The sequence below is a fragment of the Actinomycetospora lemnae genome (genome assembly GCF_028737315.1).
In the GTDB taxonomy this organism is placed as follows: domain Bacteria; phylum Actinomycetota; class Actinomycetes; order Mycobacteriales; family Pseudonocardiaceae; genus Actinomycetospora; species Actinomycetospora lemnae.
In genome coordinates, this window is sequence record NZ_JAQZAO010000004.1 from 501846 (window position 1) to 522568 (window position 20723).

Consider the following 20723-nt stretch of genomic DNA (forward strand, 5'->3'; position numbering starts at 1 on the left):
CATGGGAATCCGCAGGTACAAGCCGACGACCGCCGGGCGGCGCGGCGCGAGCGTCTCGGACTTCGCCGAGATCACGCGCGACCACCCGGAGAAGTCGCTGATCCGCCCGCTGCACAACAAGGGCGGCCGCAACGTCACCGGGCGCATCACCACCCGGCACCAGGGCGGCGGCCACAAGCGGGCCTACCGGGTCATCGACTTCCGCCGTCACGACAAGGACGGGGTGCCGGCCAAGGTCGCGCACATCGAGTACGACCCGAACCGCAGCGCGCGCATCGCCCTCCTGCACTACGTGGACGGCGAGAAGCGCTACATCATCGCGCCCGAGCGCCTCGGGCAGGGCGACACGGTGGAGGCCGGCCCCAAGGCCGACATCAAGCCGGGCAACAACCTGCCGATGCGCAACATCCCCACCGGCACGGTGATCCACGCGATCGAGCTCCGTCCCGGCGGCGGCGCGAAGATCGCCCGTTCGGCCGGCGCCCGCGTGCAGCTGGTCGCGAAGGACGGGCCGTACGCCCAGCTGCGGATGCCCTCCGGCGAGATCCGCAACGTCGACGTCCGCTGCCGCGCCACCATCGGCGAGGTCGGCAACGCCGAGCACTCGAACATCAACTGGGGCAAGGCGGGCCGCAACCGCTGGCGCGGCAAGCGCCCGCAGGTCCGCGGTGTCGCCATGAACCCGGTCGACCACCCGCACGGTGGTGGTGAGGGCAAGACCTCCGGTGGCCGCCACCCGGTGAACCCGGCCGGTACCCCCGAGGGCCGCACCCGCACCCGGAAGGCGAGCGACAGCATGATCGTGCGCCGCCGCCGCACCGGCAAGAACCGCAAGAAGCGCTGACGAGAGCAGGAGGGAGCGAAGCGATGCCACGCAGTCTCAAGAAGGGCCCGTTCGTCGACGACCACCTGCTCAAGAAGGTGGACGCGCTCAACGAGGCCAACCGCAAGACCGTCATCCGGACCTGGTCCCGGCGGTCGACGATCATCCCGGACATGATCGGTCACACGCTGGCCGTCCACGACGGGCGCAAGCACGTCCCGGTGTTCGTCTCGGAGTCCATGGTCGGGCACAAGCTCGGCGAGTTCGCCCCGACCCGCACGTTCCGCGGGCACGTCAAGGAGGACCGCCGCTCCCGTCGTCGCTGACGACGGCCGAGCGCGGGACCCCCGATGGCCAGAACTCCTGGGCCACGAGACAAGGAAGGTACGTCCGAATGACCGCAGCAGCCGACACCGCCACGGACCCCCGCGGGGCCGTCGCGCGGGCGCGCTACGTGCGCATGTCGCCGATGAAGGTCCGCCGCGTGGTGGACCTCGTCCGCGGCATGCCCGTCGGCCAGGCCGCCTCGGTGCTCGAGTTCGCCGAGCTGAAGGCGGCCGGCCCGGTGGCCAAGGTCGTCGCGAGCGCGGTGGCCAACGCCGAGAACAACTTCGACCTGGACCCGGCCAACCTCGTGATCTCCACGATCACGGTCGACGAGGGTCCGACCATGAAGCGGTTCCAGCCCCGCGCGCAGGGCCGGGCGTACCGCATCCGGAAGCGGACCAGCCACATCTACGTCGAGGTGACCGAGGTCGCCGCGTCGCAGGGCGGCCGGCCGCGCGCGAAGAGGAGTGGCCGCTGATGGGCCAGAAGATCAACCCGCACGGCTTCCGCCTCGGCATCACCACCGACTGGAAGTCGCGCTGGTACGCCGACAAGCAGTACGCCGACTACGTCGCCGAGGACGTCAAGATCCGTCGCATGCTCTCCAAGGGCATGGAGCGCGCCGGCATCTCCAAGGTCGAGATCGAGCGCACCCGCGACCGCGTCCGCGTCGACATCCACACCGCGCGCCCCGGCATCGTCATCGGTCGCCGCGGCGCCGAGGCCGACCGCCTGCGCGGCAACCTCGAGAAGCTGACCGGCAAGCAGGTCCAGCTCAACATCCTCGAGGTCAAGGGCGCCGAGGCGGACGCGCAGCTCGTCGCGCAGGGCGTGGCCGAGCAGCTGTCCAACCGCGTGTCGTTCCGTCGCGCGATGCGCAAGGCCATGCAGTCGGCCATGCGCAGCCCGGGCGTCAAGGGCATCCGGGTGCAGTGCTCCGGCCGTCTCGGCGGCGCCGAGATGTCCCGCTCGGAGTTCTACCGCGAGGGGCGCGTGCCGCTGCACACGCTGCGCGCGGAGATCGACTACGGCCTGTTCGAGGCCCGGACCAACTTCGGCCGCATCGGCGTCAAGGTCTGGATCTACAAGGGCGACGTCGTCGGCGGGAAGCGCGAGTCGGAGCGCCAGGCCGCGCTCGACGCCGCGACCCGTGACCCGCGTGGTGGCCGCGGCAACCGTGGCGACCGTCCCCGCGGGCGTCGCTCCGGGTCCTCGGGCACCACCGGCACGAGCACCGAGGCCGGGCGCGCCGCCGCCGAGCAGGCCAACCAGACCGCCGGTGCCAGCACGGGCGGGGCCCCCGCGGGCGCCGCCCCCGAGGCCAGCACGCAGACGGAGTCCTGACGCCATGCTGATCCCCCGCAAGGTCAAGTACCGCAAGCAGCACCGGCCGGACCGGACGGGCGCCGCCAAGGGTGGCACCCAGATGTCCTTCGGTGACTACGGCATCCAGGCCCTGGAGCACGCCTACGTCACCAACCGGCAGATCGAGTCCGCCCGTATCGCCATCACGCGGCACATCCGCCGTGGCGGCAAGGTGTGGATCAACATCTTCCCCGACCGGCCGCTGACCAAGAAGCCGGCCGAGACCCGCATGGGTTCCGGGAAGGGCTCGCCCGAGAAGTGGGTGGCGAACGTGAAGCCGGGCCGCGTCATGTTCGAGATGAGCTACCCCAACGAGGCGACGGCCCGCGAGGCCCTGCGCCGCGCGCAGCACAAGCTGCCGATGCGCTGCCGCATCGTGAGCCGTGAGGAGACCTTCTGATGGCCGCCGGAACCCCCGCCAGCGAGCTGCGCGAGCTCACGAGCGAGGAGCTCGTGGCCCGCGCCCGCGAGGCCAAGGCCGAGCTGTTCAACCTGCGCTTCCAGATGGCCACCGGACAGCTGGACAACAACCGTCGACTGCGGACCGTGCGCCACGACATCGCGCGCATCTACACGGTGATGCGCGAGCGGGAGCTCGGCCTGTCGGTCGCCCCCGATGAGGAGGGAGCGGCATGAGCGAGCCCCAGGAATCGACTCCGTCCAGCTCGGGGGCGTCGGCCCCGGAGCGTGACGAGGAGCAGCAGGTCCGGTCCGAGGTGAAGCAGGGCGAGAACGTCCAGCAGAGCCCGGCCGAGGCCCGCAACGACGACCGTGGCCTGCGCAAGGTGCGTGAGGGCCTGGTCGTCTCGGACAAGATGGCCAAGACCATTGTCGTCAGCCTCGAGGACCGGGTGAAGCACCCGCGCTACTCGAAGGTCATCCGGCGCACGAAGAAGGTCAAGGCGCACGACGAGGACAACACCGCCGGCCCCGGCGACCGCGTGCTCCTCATGGAGACCCGGCCGCTGTCGGCCACGAAGCGCTGGCGTCTCGTCGAGATCCTCGAGAAGGCCAAGTAATCACACCCTCGGGGGGCTCCGCCCCCCGAGAACCCCCCGAAACCGCCCGCTGGTGCGGGCAGGTCTGGAGAAGAAGTGATCCAGCAGGAGTCGCGACTCCGGGTCGCCGACAACACCGGTGCACGGGAGATCCTGTGCATCCGTGTGCTCGGCGGGTCCTCCCGGCGGTACGCGGGCATCGGCGACGTCATCGTGGCGACGGTCAAGGAGGCCATCCCGGCCTCCGGCGTCAAGCGCGGTGACGTCGTGAAGGCCGTCGTCGTGCGCACCCGCAAGGAGAAGCGCCGCCCGGACGGCTCGTACATCAAGTTCGACGAGAACGCCGCCGTCATCATCAAGAACGACCGTGAGCCCCGTGGGACCCGCATCTTCGGCCCGGTGGGCCGCGAGCTGCGCGACAAGAGGTTCATGCGGATCATCTCGCTCGCGCCGGAGGTGCTGTAGCAGATGAAGGTCAAGAAGGGCGACACGGTCGTCGTCATCGCCGGCAAGGACAAGGGCGCCAAGGGCAAGGTCATCCAGGCCTACCCCGACCGCGAGCGCGTGCTCGTGGAGGGCGTCAACCGGATCAAGAAGCACACCGCCCAGTCGGCCAACCAGCGCGGTGCCCAGAGCGGCGGGATCGTCACGCAGGAGGCGCCGATCCACGCGTCCAACGTGATGGTCGTCGACGCCGACGGCGCGCCGACCCGCGTCGGCACCCGCGCCGGTGGCGAGGGCGAGCCCAAGCGAGTGCGCGTCTCGCGGCGCAGCGGGAAGGACCTCTCGTGACCAGCCCAGAAACCCTCGAGGCAGCTCCCGAGACGACCCGTCCGCGGCTGCAGCAGCGGTACCACGACGCGATCAAGCAGGCGCTGCAGGAGCAGTTCGGGTACGCGAACCCGATGCTGATCCCCGGCGTCGTCAAGGTCGTCGTCAACATGGGCGTCGGCGAGGCCGCGCGCGACTCGAAGCTGATGGAGGGCGCGGTCCGCGACCTCACCCTCATCGCCGGCCAGAAGCCGGAGATCCGCCGGGCCCGCAAGTCGATCGCGCAGTTCAAGCTGCGCGAGGGCATGCCGATCGGCGCCCGCGCCACCCTGCGCGGGGCGCGCATGTGGGAGTTCCTGGACCGGCTGCTGACCATCGGTCTGCCGCGCATCCGCGACTTCCGCGGCCTCTCGCCGAAGCAGTTCGACGGGTCGGGCAACTACACGTTCGGTCTCTCGGACCAGACGATGTTCCACGAGATCGACCAGGACTCGATCGACCGGCCGCGGGGGATGGACATCACCGTGGTCACCTCCGCGACGACCGACGAGGAGGGCCGGGCGCTGCTCCGTCAGCTCGGCTTCCCGTTCAGGGAGAACTGAGATGGCGAAGAAGGCACTGGTCAACAAGGCCGCGCGCAAGCCGAAGTTCGCGGTGCGCGGCTACACCCGCTGCAACCGGTGCGGGCGTGCCCGCGCGGTGCTGCGCAAGTTCGGGCTCTGCCGGGTCTGCCTGCGCGAGATGGCGCACCGGGGCGAGCTCCCGGGCGTGAGCAAGGCGTCCTGGTGAGGTCGGTGCACGACTCCCGCGACCTCGACGAGGACGCCCCGCGCGAGGGCGCGATCGACCCCGCGCTCCTGCGCCTCATCCAGCGCGTCGCCCACCGCGAGCACCTGCTCGACGGCACCCCGGCGCCGCGCGTCCGTACGACCGCTGACAGAAGCTCCGCACGCCGCAGGCCCGCCATCGGGAGCGCGCGCACGCGCGCCACCCGGGGAACCACGGCGAGGAAGGTGACCTGGTCATGACGATGACCGACCCGATCGCGGACATGCTCACGCGCATCCGCAACGCCAACTCGGCGTTCCACGAGAGCGCGACCATGCCGCACAGCAAGCTCAAGGCCCACGTGGCGCAGGTCCTGCTCGACCAGGGCTACATCGCCGGGTACCGCACCGAGGCCGCCCCCGTCGGCAAGTCCCTCGTGGTCGACCTCAAGTACGGGCCGAACCGCGAGCGCAGCATCGCCGGCATCAAGCGGGTCTCGAAGCCCGGCCTGCGTGTCTACGCGAAGTCCAACGAGCTCCCGCGGGTGCTCGGCGGCCTCGGCGTCGCGATCATCTCGACGTCGTCCGGGCTCCTGACCGACCGGCAGGCCCACCAGCGACGGATGGGCGGGGAAGTCCTCGCCTTCGTCTGGTAGCGGGAAGGGGAACCGAACCATGTCACGCATCGGCAAGGCCCCGATCACCGTGCCGTCGGGCGTCGACGTCACCGTCGACGGTCGCGAGGTGACCGTGAAGGGCCCCAAGGGCACCCTGAGCCACGTGGTCGACGAGCCCATCACGGTCTCGCTCGACGACGGCGTGCTCTCCGTCCAGCGCCCCGACGACGAGCGGGAGAGCCGCGCGCTGCACGGCCTGTCCCGCTCCCTGCTGAACAACCTCGTGCAGGGCGTCTCGCAGGGCTTCGAGCGCAAGCTCGAGATCCACGGCGTCGGCTACCGCGTCCAGCTCCGCGGCTCGGACCTCGAGTTCGCGCTGGGCTTCAGCCACCCGGTGAAGATCACGCCGCCGGACGGGATCACGTTCGCGGTCGAGAGCCCCACGCGGTTCTCGGTCCAGGGCATCGACAAGCAGCTCGTCGGCCAGGTCGCCGCGAACATCCGGTGGCTGCGCCGCCCCGACCCCTACAAGGGCAAGGGCGTCCGCTACGCCGGCGAGCAGATCCGCCGCAAGGTCGGGAAGACGGGCAAGTGATGGCTGAGAACAACGGCACCACGACGACGAAGGCCCGGGGCCACCTGGGCAAGAACGTCTCGGAGACCCGCCGCGCGGGTCGTACCCGGCGCCACGTCCGGCTGCGCAAGAAGATCGCCGGCACGCCGTCGCGCCCGCGCCTGGTCGTCACCCGCTCCACGCGGCACATCACCGCTCAGGTGGTCGACGACATCGCCGGCCACACGCTCGCGCACGCCTCCACCCTGGAGGCCGACGTCCGCGGGATGGAGGGCGACAAGAAGGCCCAGGCCGCCAAGGTCGGGGAGCTCGTCGCCTCCCGTGCCAAGGAGCAGGGCATCGACGCGGTCGTCTTCGACCGCGGCGGTCGCCGCTACCACGGCCGCATCGCGCAGCTCGCGGATGCGGCCCGTGAGGGAGGGCTCCAGTTCTGATGAGTGCCTCCACCATCAAGACGAACGGAAGGAACTCCTGATGCCGGGACGCACTCGGCGCGACGGACCCGCCGGCTCGAACCAGCAGGGCGGCGAGCGCCAGGGCGGCAGCGCCGGCCGGGACCGCCAGCAGGGCGGCCGCGACCGCTCCCAGGACCGCACCCCGCACCTCGAGCGCGTCGTCGCCATCAACCGCGTGGCCAAGGTCGTCAAGGGCGGCCGGCGCTTCAGCTTCACCGCCCTGGTCGTCGTCGGTGACGGCGACGGCATGGTCGGTGTCGGCTACGGCAAGGCCAAGGAGGTGCCCGCCGCGATCGCGAAGGGCGTGGAGGAGGCCAAGAAGAACTTCTTCCGCGTCCCCCGCGTCGGCGGCACCATCACCCACCCCGTGCAGGGCGAGGAGGCGGCGGGCGTGGTCCTGCTGCGTCCGGCCAGCCCCGGTACCGGTGTCATCGCCGGTGGCCCGGTGCGCGCGGTGCTGGAGTGCGCGGGGATCGCGGACGTGCTGTCCAAGTCCCTGGGCAGCCAGAACGCGATCAACATCGTGCACGCCACGGTGGCGGCGCTGAAGGCCCTCCAGGTGCCCGAGGCCGTCGCCGCCCGCCGCGGCCTGCCCCTCGAGGACGTGGCGCCGGCGCGCATGCTGCGCGCCCGCGCCGGACAGGGGTCCTGACATGGCCGACCTCAAGGTCACGCAGACCCGCTCGGAGATCGGCGGGAAGCGCAACCAGCGCGAGACCCTGCGGTCGCTGGGGCTGCGGCGGATCGGCGCGAGCGTCGTCCGTCCCGACACGCCCCAGAACCGCGGATTGATCAACACTGTCCGTCACCTGGTGACGGTGGAGGAGGTGTCCGGCAATGGGTGACTCGCCCATCAAGCTGCACCACCTGCGTCCGGCGCCCGGGGCCAAGACCGCGAAGACCCGTGTGGGTCGCGGTGAGGCCTCGAAGGGCAAGACCGCCGGTCGCGGCACGAAGGGCACCGGCGCCCGCAAGAACGTCCCCTCGTCGTTCGAGGGCGGCCAGATGCCGCTGCAGATGCGTCTGCCGAAGCTCAAGGGCTTCCGCAACCGCAACAAGGTGGTCTCGCAGGTCGTCAACGTCGGCGACCTGGCGCGGCTGTTCCCCGACGGCGGCGAGGTCGGCCCGGCCGAGCTCGTCGCGGCCGGCGCCGTGCGTCCGGGCCACCCCGTCAAGGTGCTCGGCACCGGCGAGGTCGGCTCGGTGGCGCTGCGCGTGAGCGCGCACGCCTTCTCGGGCTCGGCGAGCGAGAAGCTGTCCGCCGCGGGCGGCAGCGCCACCGTCGTCGAGTAGCAGTACTCCCGACGCCCCGCCGGCCCCGTGGCCGCTCCGCACGAGGAGCGGCCCGGGGCCGGTGGTGTGTCCCCGTGTAGTCTCGCCCCGGGCCGGCTCGACCGGCCCGCCCCGGCCTCCGGCGCCCGTTCGCGGCGCGGGGCCTGGACACCCGGCCTGCGCGGCCCAGAGCGCGCACCGTGGCCGAACGACATCTGGAGGTCCGAGTGCTCGGCGCCGTGCGGTCAGCCCTGGCCACACCGGACCTGCGCAAGAAGATCCTGTTCACGCTCGGCATCGTCGCCGTCTACCGCCTCGGGGCCACGCTCCCGGCGCCCGGCGTCTCCTACTCGAACGTGCAGGAGTGCCTGCGGCAGGTCCAGGGCAGTGACGCGGCGAGCGTCTACTCGCTGATCAACCTGTTCTCCGGCGGGGCGCTGCTCCAGCTGTCGATCTTCGCGCTGGGCATCATGCCGTACATCACGGCGAGCATCATCGTCCAGCTGCTGACGGTCGTGATCCCCCGCTTCGAGCAGCTCAAGAAGGAGGGGCAGAGCGGTCAGGGCAAGCTCACGCAGTACACGCGCTACCTGACCATCGCCCTGGCGGTCCTCCAGTCGACCGGCATCGTGGCCCTGGCCGACCGCAACCAGCTCTTCCAGGACTGCGACCCCGCGCAGTTCCCGATCCTGCCCAACGCCGACATCTTCGACCTCGCGGTCATCGTCATCGTCATGACGGCCGGCACCGCGGTGATCATGTGGTTCGGCGAGCTCGTCACCGAGCGCGGGGTCGGCAACGGCATGTCGCTGCTGATCTTCACCTCGATCGCGGCCCGCATCCCGGCCGAGGGCAACACGATCCTCCAGAACGCCGGCGGCCTGGCCTTCACCGTCGTCTGCGCGTTCGGCCTGGTCATCATCGCGAGCGTCGTGTTCGTCGAGCAGGGCCAGCGGCGCATCCCCGTGCAGTACGCGAAGCGGATGGTCGGACGTCGGATGTACGGCGGCACGTCCACGTACCTGCCGCTCAAGGTCAACCAGGCCGGCGTCATCCCGGTCATCTTCGGCTCGTCGCTGCTCTACCTGCCCGACCTGCTCTCGCGGATCACGGGCAACCAGGACTCGGGCTTCTCCCGGTTCGTGCAGACGTACCTGGCCAACCAGTCCAACTGGCTGCACATCCTGCTGTACTTCGCCCTGATCATCTTCTTCACGTACTTCTACGTGTCGATCACGTTCAACACCGAGGAACGTGCCGACGAGATGAAGAAGTTCGGCGGGTTCATCCCCGGCATCCGGCCCGGGCGGCCCACGGCCGAGTACCTCAGCTACGTGCTGTCGCGGATCACCTTGCCGGGATCCATCTACCTCGGCATCATCGCCGTCCTGCCGAACTTCTTCCTGGGCCTGACCGGTCAAGGACAGAACCAGAACTTCCCCTTCGGGGGCACGGCTGTTCTGATCATGGTGGGCGTCGGGCTGGACACGGTCAAGCAGATCGAGAGCCAGCTGATGCAGCGCAACTACGAGGGTTTCCTGCGCTGACCGGGTAGTCGGTCGCAGGGCAGCGAGGGTCAGCACCGGGTGTGGGTCGAGGGAGTGACGTCGTGAGGATCGTGCTGGTGGGCCCGCCGGGAGCGGGCAAGGGAACGCAGGCGGCACGGCTGTCCGAGCGTCTGGACGCGCCCCACATCTCCACCGGCGACATCTTCCGCGAGAACATGAAGAACGAGACGGACCTCGGCAAGGAGGCCCAGCGCTACGTCGACGCGGGCGACCTGGTGCCGGACGAGGTGACCGTCAAGATGGTCAAGGACCGTCTCGCGCAGCCCGACGCCCAGGGGGGCTTCCTCCTCGACGGGTTCCCCCGCAACGCCGCGCAGGCGCGCGAGCTCGAGGACGTGCTGAGCGAGCTGAACCAGCGCCTCGACGCCGTGCTGGTCTTCGAGGTCGACGACGAGGAGCTCGTCAAGCGCCTCACCTCGCGCGGGCGCTCGGACGACACCGAAGAGACCATCCGGCACCGCCAGCAGGTCTACCGTTCGGAGACCGAGCCGCTGATCGAGCACTACCGGGACATCGCGGTGCGGGTGGACGCCGTCGGGTCGGTCGAGGAGATCACCGACCGCGCCATGGACGCCCTCGCCGACGAGCCCGACGACTGAGTGGGTCAGGGTCGCCGCACCACCCGCCTCACAGAGGTCGTGTCCGCCGGGGTGGGCGGTATCGCCGACCGGGTCCGGGGGCGCCTCGTGGAGATGAAGACACCGGGCCAGGTCGAGGCGATGCGCGCCGCCGGCCTCGTGGTGGCGTCCGCGCTCGCCGCGGTCACCGACGCCGCGCGGCCGGGCACGAGCACCGCGGACCTCGACGGGATCGCCGATGCCGCCATCCGTGACGCCGGCGCCGTGCCCTCGTTCCTCGGCTACCAGGGCTTCCCGGCCTCGATCTGCGCGTCGGTCAACGAGCAGGTCGTGCACGGTATCCCGTCGGCCGAGCAGGTCCTCGCCGACGGTGACCTCGTCTCGATCGACTGCGGCGCGATCCTCGAGGGGTGGCACGGCGACGCGGCGGTGACGCTGCTCGTCGGCACCCCGCGGGCCGAGGACGAGGCGCTGTCGGCGGCCTGCCGCGCGGCGATGGAGGCCGGGATCGCGCAGCTCGTGCCGGGCGGGCGGCTCGGCGACGTCGGGCACGCGGTCGAGGAGGAGGCGCGCCGGCGCGCGGTGGCAGACGGCCGGGAGTACGGGATCGTCGCCGACTACGGCGGGCACGGCATCGGCACCTCGATGCACATGGAGCCGTTCGTGCCCAACCTCGGTCGGGCCGGCACGGGCATGCGGCTGCGGACCGGGATGGTGCTCGCCATCGAGCCGATGCTCACCGGCGGCACGGACGAGACCGAGGAGCTCGCCGACGGCTGGACCGTCGTGACCGCGGACGGCAGCCGCGCCGCGCACTGGGAGCACTCGGTGGCGGTCACCGACGACGGTCCGAGGGTCCTCACCGCGCCTGCGTCCTGACGAACGGATAGCGGAACTATCCACTCGCTGCTAGGCTCGGTCGCGAGCCGAGGAGCGGGGTGGTCAGCATGGCCGGATCAGGGGCGGTGTCGGGGTCGGTGTCAGGGTCGGTGTCAGGGGCCGACCGGCTGCGGGTGGCGGACGCCGACCGCGCGCGTGTGGCGTCGGTGCTCGAGCGGGCGCACGCCGAGGGGCGGCTGACGCTCGCGGAGTACGACGAGCGCGTGCGCGCCGCCCACGGGGCGGTGGTGCGGGCGGACCTCACGCCGCTGACGGCGGACCTGCCCGAGCTGCCGGCTCCTGCCGCGGCGGCGCCGTCGACGCGCCGGGCTGCGACGACGCCGCTGCGCGCGGCGATCGTGGTGTGGGCGACGGTGTCGGTGATCAACCTCGTGATCTGGGTGGCCGTGTCGGTCGGCACGGGCGGGGCGGTGGCGCCGTGGTGGATCTGGGTCGCCGGCCCCTGGGGTGCGGTGCTCGCGGTCCACGCCCTCGCGACACGGGCGGGGTTCGCGCCGCCGGTGCCGTTCGCCTGCGCCGGGCCCCGCGCGTCGCGGCGCTGACCAGGGCGGTCGAGATCGCTCGGTGTACCCCGGTGGCGAGGCACTCGACACGCCGCGCGTACACTTGACGGCTGGTGCGCGTGTCGTGCCGGTGGCCGCGCGCGCTCGTGTCGGACGCCGGGTCGCGTCCGGGCACCGCGTCCGCCGTCCGTCCGTCGCGAGCAGCGCCGGACACCGGGGGACGCCAGCGTACGTCGATAGGAATGCGGAGGACATGGCGAAGAAGGACGGCGCCATCGAGGTCGAGGGCCGGGTCATCGAGCCCCTGCCCAACGCGATGTTCCGGGTGGAGCTCGAGAACGGGCACAAGGTCCTGGCGCACATCAGCGGCAAGATGCGCCAGCACTACATCCGGATCCTTCCCGAGGACAAGGTCGTCGTCGAGCTGTCGCCCTACGACCTCTCGCGTGGCCGGATCGTCTACCGCTACAAGTGACCGGGACAGCCTCGGAACAGTGAGGAAGAGGACGTGAAGGTCCAGCCGAGCGTCAAGCGCATCTGCGCGAAGTGCCAGGTGGTCCGCCGTCACGGGCGGGTCATGGTGATCTGCGACAACCTGCGCCACAAGCAGCGCCAGGGCTGACGCAGCCCGACCTGGGCACCGCGGCCCCGACGGGCCGCACACCAGAGAACCCTCCCCGCACCTACGTCGACACCGACTCGGCGGAGCACCCCCGGCACGGGAGGCCGGGGCCCGGAGCGCCAGCGCTCGCGGGACGGGCGGGGAGCCAGACCTCCCGGACGACACGAGGAGCACGTCGCCCCATGGCACGACTCGCCGGCGTCGACCTCCCCCGCGAGAAGCGGATGGAGATCGCGCTGACCTACATCTTCGGGATCGGCCGCAGCCGGTCCAAGGAGATCCTCACCGAGACCGGCATCGACCCCGACCTGCGGTCCAAGGACCTGTCGGACGCCGACGCCGCCACGCTGCGCGCGTACATCGAGAACCACTTCCGGGTCGAGGGCGACCTGCGCCGCGAGGTCCAGGCGGACATCCGGCGCAAGGTCGAGATCGGCAGCTACCAGGGGCTGCGGCACCGCCGCAATCTCCCGGTGCACGGGCAGCGGACCAAGACCAACGCCCGGTCGCGCAAGGGCCCCAAGAAGACGGTTGCCGGCAAGAAGAAGGCCACGCGCAAGTAAGCGCCCCCCCTCGATCAGGAGTCAGTAGAAGACATGCCACCCAGGACTCGCCAGGGCGCGGCCGGGGCCAAGAAGGTCCGGCGCCGGGAGAAGAAGAACGTCTCCCACGGCCACGCGCACATCAAGAGCACGTTCAACAACACGATCGTCTCCATCACCGACCCGACCGGCAACGTCATCAGCTGGGCGTCGGCCGGCCACGTGGGCTTCAAGGGCTCGCGCAAGTCGACGCCGTTCGCCGCGCAGATGGCCGCGGAGAACTGCGCCCGCAAGGCCGCCGAGCACGGGATGAAGAAGGTCGACGTCTTCGTCAAGGGCCCGGGCTCGGGCCGCGAGACCGCGATCCGTTCGCTGCAGGCCGCGGGCCTCGAGGTCGGGACGATCTCCGACGTCACCCCGCAGCCGCACAACGGCTGCCGTCCGCCGAAGCGTCGCCGGGTCTAGGCGGAGAGGAGACACACGAGATGGCCCGTTACACCGGTCCCGCCACCCGCAAGTCCCGCCGCCTCAAGGTCGACCTGATCGGCGGCGACAAGTCCTTCGAGCGTCGCCCGTACCCGCCGGGGCAGCACGGCCGGATCCGCATCAAGGAGTCGGAGTACCTGCTGCAGCTGCAGGAGAAGCAGAAGGCCCGCTTCACCTACGGCCTGCTCGAGAAGCAGATGCGCGCCTACTACGAGGAGGCGAACCGTCGCGAGGGCAAGACCGGCGACGAGTTCCTCCGCCTGCTCGAGTCGCGCCTCGACTCGGTCGTCTACCGCGCCGGGCTCGCCCAGACCCGGCGCCAGGCCCGCCAGCTCGTGGGCCACGGCCACTTCCTGGTCAACGGCCAGAAGGTCGACGTCCCCAGCTACCGGGTGACGCAGTACGACATCATCGACGTCCGGGAGAAGTCCCGGAACATGCTGCCCTTCGTGGTGGCGAAGGAGAACTTCGGCGACCGGCCCGTCCCGGGCTGGCTGCAGGTGGTCCCGGACTCGCTGCGCATCTTCGTCCACTCCCTGCCGGAGCGGTCGCAGATCGACACGCCGGTCTCGGAGCAGCTGATCGTCGAGTTCTACTCGAAGTAACGCGGTACCCCGGCCCGGGCAAGCCTGCTCGGGCCGGGTCGGGTTCGGCGTCAAATAGCGGACGCCGCATCGGAAGGAAACTCGCACGTGCTGATCTCCCAGCGTCCTGCCCTCTCCGAGGACGCCATCGACGACACCCGCTCCCGGTTCGTCATCGAGCCGCTGGAGCCGGGTTTCGGCTACACCCTCGGCAACTCGCTGCGTCGCACCCTGCTGTCGTCCATCCCGGGCGCGGCCGTGACCAGCATCCGTGTCGACGGGGTCCTCCACGAGTTCACCACCGTCCCGGGGGTGAAGGAGGACGTCACCGACATCATCCTCAACCTCAAGGAGCTGGTCGTCAGCTCCGAGGAGGACGAGCCGGCCACGATGTACCTGCGCAAGCAGGGCCCCGGCACCGTGACGGCGGGCGACATCGTCCCGCCGGCCGGCGTGACCGTGCACAACCCCGACCTCCACATCGCGACCCTGAACGACCAGGGCCGCCTCGAGGTCGAGCTCGTCGTCGAGCGTGGCCGCGGGTACGTCCCGGCCGCGCAGAACAAGGCGTCCGGCGCCGAGATCGGCCGCATCCCGGTCGACTCGATCTACTCGCCGGTGCTCAAGGTCAGCTACAAGGTCGAGGCGACCCGCGTCGAGCAGCGCACCGACTTCGACAAGCTGATCCTCGACGTCGAGACCAAGCCGTCGATGACCCCGCGCGACGCGATCGCGTCCGCCGGGCGCACGCTCGTCGAGCTCTTCGGCCTGGCGCGCGAGCTCAACGTCGACGCCGAGGGCATCGAGATCGGTCCCTCGCCCGCCGAGGCCGACTCGATCGCCGCGTTCGCGATGCCCATCGAGGACCTCGACCTCACGGTCCGGTCCTACAACTGCCTCAAGCGGGAGGGCATCCACACGGTCGGCGAGCTCGTCGGCCGCTCGGAGGCCGACCTGCTGGACATCCGCAACTTCGGTGCGAAGTCCATCGACGAGGTCAAGATGAAGCTCGCGGGTCTCGGGCTGGCCCTCAAGGACAGCCCGCCCGGGTTCGACCCGTCCGCCGCGGCGGCCGACTACCCGTCGGAGGGCTTCGAGTCCTACGGCTCGGACGGCGGCTTCGGCGGCTACGGCGTGTCGGACGACGACGGCCAGGACTACGCCGAGACCGAGCAGCTGTAGTACCCCTCTTCCAGCGACTCTGACGTGCTGCCCCCGCCCGGCCCGTTCGCGGGCCGGGCGGAAAGGCGTCACGAGACAGGAGCAGTGACATGCCCCAGCCCACCAAGGGCCCGCGGCTCGGGGGTTCCCCCGACCACCAGAAGCTGATGCTGGCCAACCTGGCCACGTCGCTCTTCACGCACGGCCGCATCCACACCACGCGGGCCAAGGCCGAGCGCCTGCGCCCGTACGCGGAGCGGCTGATCACCAAGGCCAAGAAGGGCGGCCTGCACAACCGGCGCCTCATCGCGGAGCAGATCCGCGACAAGGACGTCGTGCACCGCCTCGTGGCCGAGATCGGCCCGTTCTTCGCCGACCGTCCCGGCGGCTACACGCGCATCGTCAAGACCCTGCCCCGCAAGGGTGACAACGCGCCGATGGCCGTGATCGAGCTGGTCAACGAGCGGACTGCGTCCGCGGAGGCCTCGCAGGCCACCCGCACCGCGGCCCCGAAGTCGCCCTCGGGCCCGGGCGCCCAGATCGGCAGCACCGCGACGGGGGCGGCCGCGACGGCCGCGACCATCGCGGCCGCCGAGTCCGATGCGTCCCCCGAGCCGGCCGAGCCCACGGACGCCGCGGCGGCCGAGGGTGTCGGGACCGACGACGACGCCCCCGAGGTGCCGGAGGCCGAGGCCTCTGCGGGCCGTGACCCGTCCGAGGACGCCGACTCCGGCGCCTCCGAGGGCGACACCGGCGCGTCGAGCGACCAGGACCCGTCGGAGGATGGCGACTCCTCGGCGACCACCGGGGACGACAAGTCCTGACGGACCGCACGACACCCCGCGAGCCCGCTCCCGACACCGGGGGCGGGCTCGCGGTGTCTCCGCGTCGCTACCGCCTCGACCTCGCCTACGACGGCACCGACTTCTCCGGCTGGGCGCGCCAGCCCGGACTGCGCACGGTGCAGGGGGTCCTGGAGGAGACGCTGGCGACGATCTGGCGGGTGCCCGTGGCGCTCACCGTCGCCGGACGCACCGACGCCGGCGTCCACGCCGACGCGCAGGTGTGCCACGTCGACCTGCCGGCGACGGTCGAGCCGCACCCCGGCCTCGTGGGGCGGCTGGCGCGGATGCTGCCGTCCGATGTCAGGGTCCGGTCGGTGGCGCCGGCGCCCGACGGGTTCGACGCCCGTTTCTCCGCGCTGCGCCGCCACTACGAGTACCGCGTCAGCACCGCGCCCTGGGGGCCCGAGCCGCTGCGCGCCCGCGACACCCTGCGCTGGCCGCGCCCGCTGGACGTCGACGCGATGAACGAGGCCGGCCGGGGCCTGCTGGGCGAGCACGACTTCGCCGCCTACTGCCGCCCGCGGCCCGGGGCGACGACGGTGCGCGAGCTCCAGCGCCTGGAGTGGACCCGCGAGCCCGGCGAGCGCGACGTCCTCGCCGCGCGCCTGTCCGCCGACGCCTTCTGCCACTCGATGGTCCGCTCGGTGGTGGGGGCGCTGCTCGCCGTCGGGGAGGGACGCCGGCCGGTGTCCTGGCCCGCGGCGCTGCTGGACGCGGGGGAGCGGTCGAGCGAGGTCACGGTGGTGGCCGCGCGGGGGCTGCGGCTGGTGGGCGTCGACTACCCGGACCCCTCCGACCCGACCTCCCTCGCGGCCCGCGCCGTCGCCACCCGTCGTCGGCGGGACGAGCCGTGACCGGCGTCAGCGAAGTGCCCTCACGGACGTTGAGTGTCCGTATCGGTACTTCGATCTCCGCGCTGCTGGTGCGGTGCCGACTTCCATGATCGAAGTACCGTCACGGACGTTGAGTGTCCGTGACGCCACGTCGCTGACACTCCCCGGTGCTCAGCCGCCGCTGCCGTAGGGGCGGGTGAGGATCTCGAGGACGTGGCCGTCGGGGGAGTCGAAGTAGGTGCCCCGGCCGCCGTCGTTCGTGTTCTGCCCGGGTCGGCGCCGGCCCGGGTCGGCGAAGGTCGGGACGCCGCGGGCGCGCAGGCGCTCGGTGATGACGTCGAACTCGTCGTCGGGCACGAGGAACGCGTAGTGCTGGGGGTGCGGGTCCTCGACGTGCATGTGGTCGAGGTTCGTCCCGTGCGCGACCTCGACGACCGTGAACGGGCCGTAGTGCGTGGCGGCGGGCAGCCCGAGGACCTCGGTGAGGAACGCCGCGCCGGCGTCCGGGTCCCGGGACTCGACGATGGTGTGGTTCAGCTCGATGGGCATGCTTCGAGGGTCGGACCTCGAGCAAGGTCGAGGTCAAGGTACCAGGGTCGAGGGGTCAGGGCACGCTGACGGTGACCGTGCCGTCGTCGTCGACCCGGCAGGGGATGGGGACGAGGTCGCAGCCGGCGGGGTCGACGCCGCGGCCGGTGGCGACGTCGAACGCGTAGCGGTGGTTGGCGCAGGTCAGGACGCCGTCGGCGAGGGTGCCGCGCTCGAGGGGCCAGGCGCGGTGCGGGCAGCGGTTGTCGTAGGCACGCACCCCGTCGGCTGCGTCGTCCACGGCGACGAGCAGCACCCGCCGGCCGTCGACCATGACCGCCGTCATCGCCCGCTCGCGCAGTGCGGCGAGCGGGAGGACGGCGACCTCGTCGGCCATGGGGCCCCCTCGACCTCGGTGGGTCGAGGCTAGTCGCCGCGGCGCACCGGTCCCAGGATCGCGGTCTCGCGGGGCCCGGTCACGAGGTCGAGGCGGCGCCAGAGGTTGCGGCCGAGGAGGACGGCGCCGCGGTCGGGCAGGGTGCGCAGGGTCTCGGACATCGTCGGCGTCAGCCGCCAGAGGCGCCCCGCGAGCTCGGCCTCGTGCGGGGGCAGGCGCTGGAGCAGGACGAGGTCGGCGTCGTCGGCGAGGTCGGACACGGCCGGGACCAGCGACGGGAGCACGACGAGCGTCGTCTGCCAGGCACGCCGGGCGGGCGAGGGGCCGCGGGCGGTGGCCCCGCGGTCGTGCACGAGCAGCAGCGGCGGGCTGTCGGGGACGGCGAGGTCGGGCGGGGGTTCGCCGACGACGCGCACGGTCTCGTCGTCGCTGTCCCGCGCCCCGGCCCGGCGGACCGCCTCCCACGCCGGGGGCCGGCCCGTGACGATGACCGCTCGAGTCCCGGTGGCGACGGCGCGCAGGGTGACCTGGCGGGCGAGGTAGAGCCCGCCGAGCAGGACGACCCGCGTCGGCTCGGGGCGGACGAGGGACACGGCGACCGGCTCGCCGTCGGGGTCGGCGCCGAGCACCACGCCCGCGGGGCGCACGGGCGGGCCGAGGGCGTCGACGAGGGCGGGCGGGACCGAGAACGTCGGGGCGAGCTCGGGCTCGGCGCGGGTGGGCGCGGTGCGGCCGGCGGGCCCGGGCGGGGCGGTCACGGCAGGGAGGTCACGGCAGGGCCCCGAGCGGGAGCGTGGCGGCGAGGCCCGCGGCGTGCTGGCCGTCGAGGGCGTCGAGGGCGACCCCGAGCCCGTGCCCGCGGGCGACCAGCTCGCGGCCGCACTCCTCGAGGACGTCGGGGGTGTCGGCGCTCAGGCGGACGGTGCCGCGCAGCCCGACGGCGTCGCGCTGCTCGCGCCCGGCGCGCGGGTCGGGCTCGAGGGTGAGGGCGAGCGTGCACGTGCGCCCGGCGGTGGCGGTGAGGCCCGTGAGGCGTTCGGGGACGGCGCCGGTGGGCCAGCCGGTGACGGCGTAGGTGGCGTGGCCGACCTCGCCGACGACGACCGCCCGCCAGTGCTCGGTGAGCCGGGCGGGCTCGTCGTCCGCGTCGGCGGCGAGCGTCGCGGCGTCGAGGACGTCGTCGGCCGACAGCGGGCGCACCGGCGTGCCGTGCTCGGCGAGCACCCGGCCGATCCGCGCGAGCGCCCCGACGACGGCGCGGTGGGCCCCGAGGACGCCGCCGCCGCGCTCGGCCACCGCGTCGGGGCAGCGCGCCGGGTCGAGGCGCACGACCAGCCACGCCTCGCGCCGGGCCAGGGGAGGCAGGGCGCCGAGCACCTCGCGGTAGGCCGCGGCCGCGGGCGTGTCCTCGGCGACCGGTCGGCAGTGCCACACGGCGCTCACCGCGTCGAGCACCACGCCGCGGTCGGCGAGGCAGCCGGCGAGGGCCGCGAGCGGGAACGACGCGGCGCCGGCGTCGGCGTCACCCGGGACGAGCGCGGCGCCGTCGGGCCCCGCCGCGTCGACGGCGAGCACCGCGCTCCAGCCCCCGCCGTACCCGAGCAGGCCCACCTCGCGGCCGTCGTGGTCGCGGGTGGTGGCGACGGTGAGGTCGCCGCTGAGCAGGCGCAGCACCCGCAGGCGCGGGTCGGCGCCGTCCCCGGCAGCGGGCTCCGCCTCGCGCCGGCGGACCCGCAGCCGGAAGCGCAGCGCCAGCCCGACCCACTGCACGAGCCAGCGCCGGCGCATCCGCAGCAGGCCGACGAGCAGCCCCGCGGACAGGAGGACCCCGGCGAGCGGCAGGAACCGGCGGTCCACCGCGACCAGCGCCACCGCGAGGGCCAGGCCGACCTCGACGACGACGACCGCGGCCAGGGGCACCGGGCCCAGCGAGGGACCGGACGGGCGGCGCTGGGCGTTGAGGGGCGCGCGGGCGGGGGCGACGACCTCGCTGACACTGCTCACTCCGCCACCCCTCGACGTCGGCGGACCGCGGCGGCCACCAGCGAGGCGCCGACGAGCAGCAGGACCCCGCCACCGGCGATCCACCCGACCGGCGCGCTCGGGGGCGGCGGGGCCTCCGCGGGCTCCGGGCTCACCTCCGGGCCGGTGCGCGGCGGGTCGCCCCGCACCGCGGCGGCCGCGTCGAGGACGCCGTAGCCGACGGCGTCGTCGCGGGTGCCGGGCGCGAGACCGGGGGGCGGGGCGGCGGAGCGGACGAGGGCGGCGGCGATCTCGCGGGCGGGCGTCTCGGGCTCCTGGGCCCGGAGCAGCGCCGCGGCGCCCGCCACCCGCGCGGCGGCGAAGCTCGTGCCGACCAGAGGGGTCGTCGCGCCGTCGGGGCCCGCGAGGCCGGTGGTGAGCCCGCCCCGTGCGGCGAGCGAGGTCGGCGCTCGGCCCGGCGCGGCGAGGTCGACCCACGGCCCGGCGAGCGAGGAGGGGTCGGGCGCGCCGGCGTCGTCGACCGCGCCGACCGCGAGGACGTCGTCGCCGAACCAGGCGGGCACCGGGACGCTGCGCACCTCGCCGCCGGTGTTGGGCGCGCAGCCGGGCCCGGTGTTGCCGGCGGCCGCGACCACGACGACGCCACGGTCGGCGGCCTGGCGCAGCGCCGCGCGCAGCGCGCCGAGGGCGGGCGCGGCGGCGGGGTCGGTGGCCTCGGCGGGGGTGCGACAGGCGGTGAGGGCGAGCGCGAGCACCCCGACGCCCGGGGTCTGCGCGGCGTGGCGCACGGCGCGGGCGAGCGTGGTGACGTCGCCGACGCCGGGACCGTCGGGCCCGCCCCAGAACGCGCTGGTCTGGCGGACGGCGAGCACGCGGGCGCCGGGGGCGACGCCGACGAGGAGGTCGTCGGGGGCCGGGGCGGCGGCGATCACCCCGGCGACCGCCGTGCCGTGGCCGTCGCAGTCGTCGAGGCCGGAGTCGCCCGCGACGAAGTCGCCGCCGTCCTGGACACCCAGCCGGGGCACGGCGGCCACGCCCGTGTCGACGACGGCGACGACCTGGCCCTCGCCGCGACCCGCGGTCCAGGCGGCGGCCGGGTCGGGGCCGGGTGGGAGGTCGCCGAGCCCGAACCCGGTCGCGACCGGGGCGAGGGGCTCGGGACAGGGCGCGAGGCGGCGGGCGTCGGGCACGGCGTCGGGCTCGTATACACAACACCGACCCCCC

35 protein-coding genes are annotated in these 20723 nt (G+C 72.9%); 30 read left to right on the forward strand and 5 right to left on the reverse strand.

The window, feature by feature from the left end; genetic code table 11:
- The first annotated feature begins 1 nt into the window (after position 1).
- From rplB to truA, 30 genes are all read left to right on the forward strand, one after another.
- A complete protein-coding gene (gene rplB / locus PGB27_RS11950; RefSeq protein ID WP_274200573.1) occupies positions 2–844 on the forward strand; it encodes a 50S ribosomal protein L2 in 843 nt (280 codons plus the stop codon).
- Between the two features lie 23 nt (positions 845–867).
- Positions 868–1149: a 30S ribosomal protein S19 gene (gene rpsS, locus PGB27_RS11955; RefSeq protein ID WP_116708465.1), complete on the forward strand. Its 282-nt coding sequence runs from the start codon at positions 868–870 to the stop codon at positions 1147–1149.
- Between the two features lie 68 nt (positions 1150–1217).
- Positions 1218–1628 (forward strand): 50S ribosomal protein L22, encoded by a 411-nt coding sequence (gene rplV, locus PGB27_RS11960; protein WP_274200574.1) that lies wholly within the window; start codon positions 1218–1220, stop codon positions 1626–1628.
- A complete protein-coding gene (rpsC, locus tag PGB27_RS11965) occupies positions 1628–2494 on the forward strand; it encodes a 30S ribosomal protein S3 (RefSeq protein WP_274200575.1) in 867 nt (288 codons plus the stop codon). Before rplV ends, rpsC begins: the two co-directional genes overlap by 1 nt.
- Positions 2495–2498: 4 nt before the next feature.
- Positions 2499–2915, forward strand: coding sequence for a 50S ribosomal protein L16 (gene rplP / locus PGB27_RS11970; RefSeq protein WP_133829614.1), 417 nt, complete (start codon positions 2499–2501; stop codon positions 2913–2915).
- Complete coding sequence (gene rpmC / locus PGB27_RS11975) at positions 2915–3151, forward strand: 50S ribosomal protein L29 (protein WP_133829613.1); 237 nt, start codon at positions 2915–2917, stop codon at positions 3149–3151. The genes rplP and rpmC overlap by 1 nt, the downstream gene beginning before the upstream one ends.
- An 80-nt stretch (positions 3152–3231) precedes the next feature.
- Entirely contained in the window at positions 3232–3534 is a 303-nt protein-coding gene (gene rpsQ, locus PGB27_RS11980; protein WP_408630053.1) for a 30S ribosomal protein S17, read from the forward strand.
- 75 nt (positions 3535–3609) lie between these two features.
- On the forward strand, positions 3610–3978 hold the full coding sequence (gene rplN / locus PGB27_RS11985; RefSeq protein WP_116708470.1) for a 50S ribosomal protein L14: 369 nt from the start codon (positions 3610–3612) through the stop codon (positions 3976–3978).
- Positions 3979–3981: 3 nt separating this feature from the next.
- The gene (gene rplX / locus PGB27_RS11990; protein ID WP_274200576.1) at positions 3982–4305 is read left to right on the forward strand and encodes a 50S ribosomal protein L24; all 324 of its coding nucleotides are present in this window, start codon (positions 3982–3984) and stop codon (positions 4303–4305) included.
- Positions 4302–4886, forward strand: coding sequence for a 50S ribosomal protein L5 (gene rplE, locus PGB27_RS11995; RefSeq protein WP_274200577.1), 585 nt, complete (start codon positions 4302–4304; stop codon positions 4884–4886). Before rplX ends, rplE begins: the two co-directional genes overlap by 4 nt.
- Before the next feature lies 1 nt (position 4887).
- On the forward strand, positions 4888–5073 hold the full coding sequence (locus PGB27_RS12000; RefSeq protein ID WP_116708473.1) for a type Z 30S ribosomal protein S14: 186 nt from the start codon (positions 4888–4890) through the stop codon (positions 5071–5073).
- Complete coding sequence (locus PGB27_RS12005; RefSeq protein ID WP_274200578.1) at positions 5070–5312, forward strand: hypothetical protein; 243 nt, start codon at positions 5070–5072, stop codon at positions 5310–5312. Before PGB27_RS12000 ends, PGB27_RS12005 begins: the two co-directional genes overlap by 4 nt.
- On the forward strand, positions 5309–5707 hold the full coding sequence (rpsH, locus tag PGB27_RS12010) for a 30S ribosomal protein S8 (RefSeq protein ID WP_274200579.1): 399 nt from the start codon (positions 5309–5311) through the stop codon (positions 5705–5707). The genes PGB27_RS12005 and rpsH overlap by 4 nt, the downstream gene beginning before the upstream one ends.
- 19 nt (positions 5708–5726) lie before the next feature.
- Positions 5727–6263, forward strand: a complete 537-nt coding sequence (rplF, locus tag PGB27_RS12015) for a 50S ribosomal protein L6 (RefSeq protein ID WP_274200580.1) — start codon at positions 5727–5729, stop codon at positions 6261–6263.
- Positions 6263–6676 carry a 50S ribosomal protein L18 gene (gene rplR, locus PGB27_RS12020; protein WP_274200581.1) on the forward strand — a complete coding sequence of 138 codons (414 nt, stop codon included), beginning with the start codon at positions 6263–6265 and terminating at the stop codon, positions 6674–6676. Before rplF ends, rplR begins: the two co-directional genes overlap by 1 nt.
- 40 nt (positions 6677–6716) lie before the next feature.
- Entirely contained in the window at positions 6717–7349 is a 633-nt protein-coding gene (rpsE, locus tag PGB27_RS12025) for a 30S ribosomal protein S5 (RefSeq protein ID WP_274200582.1), read from the forward strand.
- Between the two features lies 1 nt (position 7350).
- Positions 7351–7542 carry a 50S ribosomal protein L30 gene (rpmD, locus tag PGB27_RS12030; RefSeq protein WP_274200583.1) on the forward strand — a complete coding sequence of 64 codons (192 nt, stop codon included), beginning with the start codon at positions 7351–7353 and terminating at the stop codon, positions 7540–7542.
- Positions 7535–7990 (forward strand): 50S ribosomal protein L15, encoded by a 456-nt coding sequence (gene rplO, locus PGB27_RS12035; RefSeq protein WP_274200584.1) that lies wholly within the window; start codon positions 7535–7537, stop codon positions 7988–7990. Before rpmD ends, rplO begins: the two co-directional genes overlap by 8 nt.
- A 206-nt stretch (positions 7991–8196) precedes the next feature.
- Positions 8197–9516 carry a preprotein translocase subunit SecY gene (gene secY / locus PGB27_RS12040; protein WP_274200625.1) on the forward strand — a complete coding sequence of 440 codons (1320 nt, stop codon included), beginning with the start codon at positions 8197–8199 and terminating at the stop codon, positions 9514–9516.
- A 62-nt stretch (positions 9517–9578) separates the two neighbouring features.
- A complete protein-coding gene (locus PGB27_RS12045; protein ID WP_274200585.1) occupies positions 9579–10136 on the forward strand; it encodes an adenylate kinase in 558 nt (185 codons plus the stop codon).
- Positions 10137–10229: 93 nt separating this feature from the next.
- Positions 10230–10994, forward strand: coding sequence for a type I methionyl aminopeptidase (map, locus tag PGB27_RS12050; RefSeq protein ID WP_274200626.1), 765 nt, complete (start codon positions 10230–10232; stop codon positions 10992–10994).
- Between the two features lie 68 nt (positions 10995–11062).
- Positions 11063–11557 (forward strand): DUF1707 SHOCT-like domain-containing protein, encoded by a 495-nt coding sequence (locus PGB27_RS12055; RefSeq protein ID WP_274200586.1) that lies wholly within the window; start codon positions 11063–11065, stop codon positions 11555–11557.
- Between the two features lie 214 nt (positions 11558–11771).
- Positions 11772–11993 carry a translation initiation factor IF-1 gene (gene infA, locus PGB27_RS12060; protein WP_030532868.1) on the forward strand — a complete coding sequence of 74 codons (222 nt, stop codon included), beginning with the start codon at positions 11772–11774 and terminating at the stop codon, positions 11991–11993.
- Positions 11994–12026: 33 nt separating this feature from the next.
- A complete protein-coding gene (rpmJ, locus tag PGB27_RS12065) occupies positions 12027–12140 on the forward strand; it encodes a 50S ribosomal protein L36 (protein WP_018330934.1) in 114 nt (37 codons plus the stop codon).
- A 182-nt stretch (positions 12141–12322) separates the two neighbouring features.
- Positions 12323–12703: a 30S ribosomal protein S13 gene (rpsM, locus tag PGB27_RS12070; RefSeq protein ID WP_274200587.1), complete on the forward strand. Its 381-nt coding sequence runs from the start codon at positions 12323–12325 to the stop codon at positions 12701–12703.
- A gap of 33 nt (positions 12704–12736) precedes the next feature.
- Positions 12737–13147 (forward strand): 30S ribosomal protein S11, encoded by a 411-nt coding sequence (gene rpsK, locus PGB27_RS12075; protein WP_116708483.1) that lies wholly within the window; start codon positions 12737–12739, stop codon positions 13145–13147.
- A 20-nt stretch (positions 13148–13167) separates the two neighbouring features.
- On the forward strand, positions 13168–13773 hold the full coding sequence (gene rpsD / locus PGB27_RS12080) for a 30S ribosomal protein S4 (RefSeq protein WP_274200588.1): 606 nt from the start codon (positions 13168–13170) through the stop codon (positions 13771–13773).
- A gap of 87 nt (positions 13774–13860) precedes the next feature.
- Positions 13861–14934, forward strand: a complete 1074-nt coding sequence (locus tag PGB27_RS12085; RefSeq protein WP_274200589.1) for a DNA-directed RNA polymerase subunit alpha — start codon at positions 13861–13863, stop codon at positions 14932–14934.
- Positions 14935–15023: 89 nt separating this feature from the next.
- A complete protein-coding gene (gene rplQ / locus PGB27_RS12090; protein WP_274200590.1) occupies positions 15024–15737 on the forward strand; it encodes a 50S ribosomal protein L17 in 714 nt (237 codons plus the stop codon).
- A gap of 53 nt (positions 15738–15790) precedes the next feature.
- Positions 15791–16612, forward strand: coding sequence for a tRNA pseudouridine(38-40) synthase TruA (gene truA / locus PGB27_RS12095; protein ID WP_274200591.1), 822 nt, complete (start codon positions 15791–15793; stop codon positions 16610–16612).
- A gap of 150 nt (positions 16613–16762) precedes the next feature.
- Here truA and PGB27_RS12100 read toward each other — a convergent pair whose 3' ends face one another.
- The 5 genes from PGB27_RS12100 to PGB27_RS12120 form a co-directional block, all read right to left on the reverse strand.
- Complete coding sequence (locus tag PGB27_RS12100; protein WP_274200592.1) at positions 16763–17140, reverse strand: VOC family protein; 378 nt, start codon at positions 17138–17140, stop codon at positions 16763–16765.
- Positions 17141–17195: 55 nt separating this feature from the next.
- Complete coding sequence (locus PGB27_RS12105) at positions 17196–17516, reverse strand: Rieske (2Fe-2S) protein (RefSeq protein WP_274200593.1); 321 nt, start codon at positions 17514–17516, stop codon at positions 17196–17198.
- A 29-nt stretch (positions 17517–17545) separates the two neighbouring features.
- Positions 17546–18274, reverse strand: coding sequence for a hypothetical protein (locus PGB27_RS12110; RefSeq protein ID WP_274200594.1), 729 nt, complete (start codon positions 18272–18274; stop codon positions 17546–17548).
- A gap of 10 nt (positions 18275–18284) precedes the next feature.
- Complete coding sequence (gene eccE / locus PGB27_RS12115) at positions 18285–19520, reverse strand: type VII secretion protein EccE (protein ID WP_274200595.1); 1236 nt, start codon at positions 19518–19520, stop codon at positions 18285–18287.
- Positions 19517–20723: S8 family serine peptidase (locus PGB27_RS12120; protein ID WP_274200596.1), on the reverse strand; the 1207-nt coding region annotated here is incomplete at its 5' end. The genes eccE and PGB27_RS12120, both read right to left, overlap by 4 nt.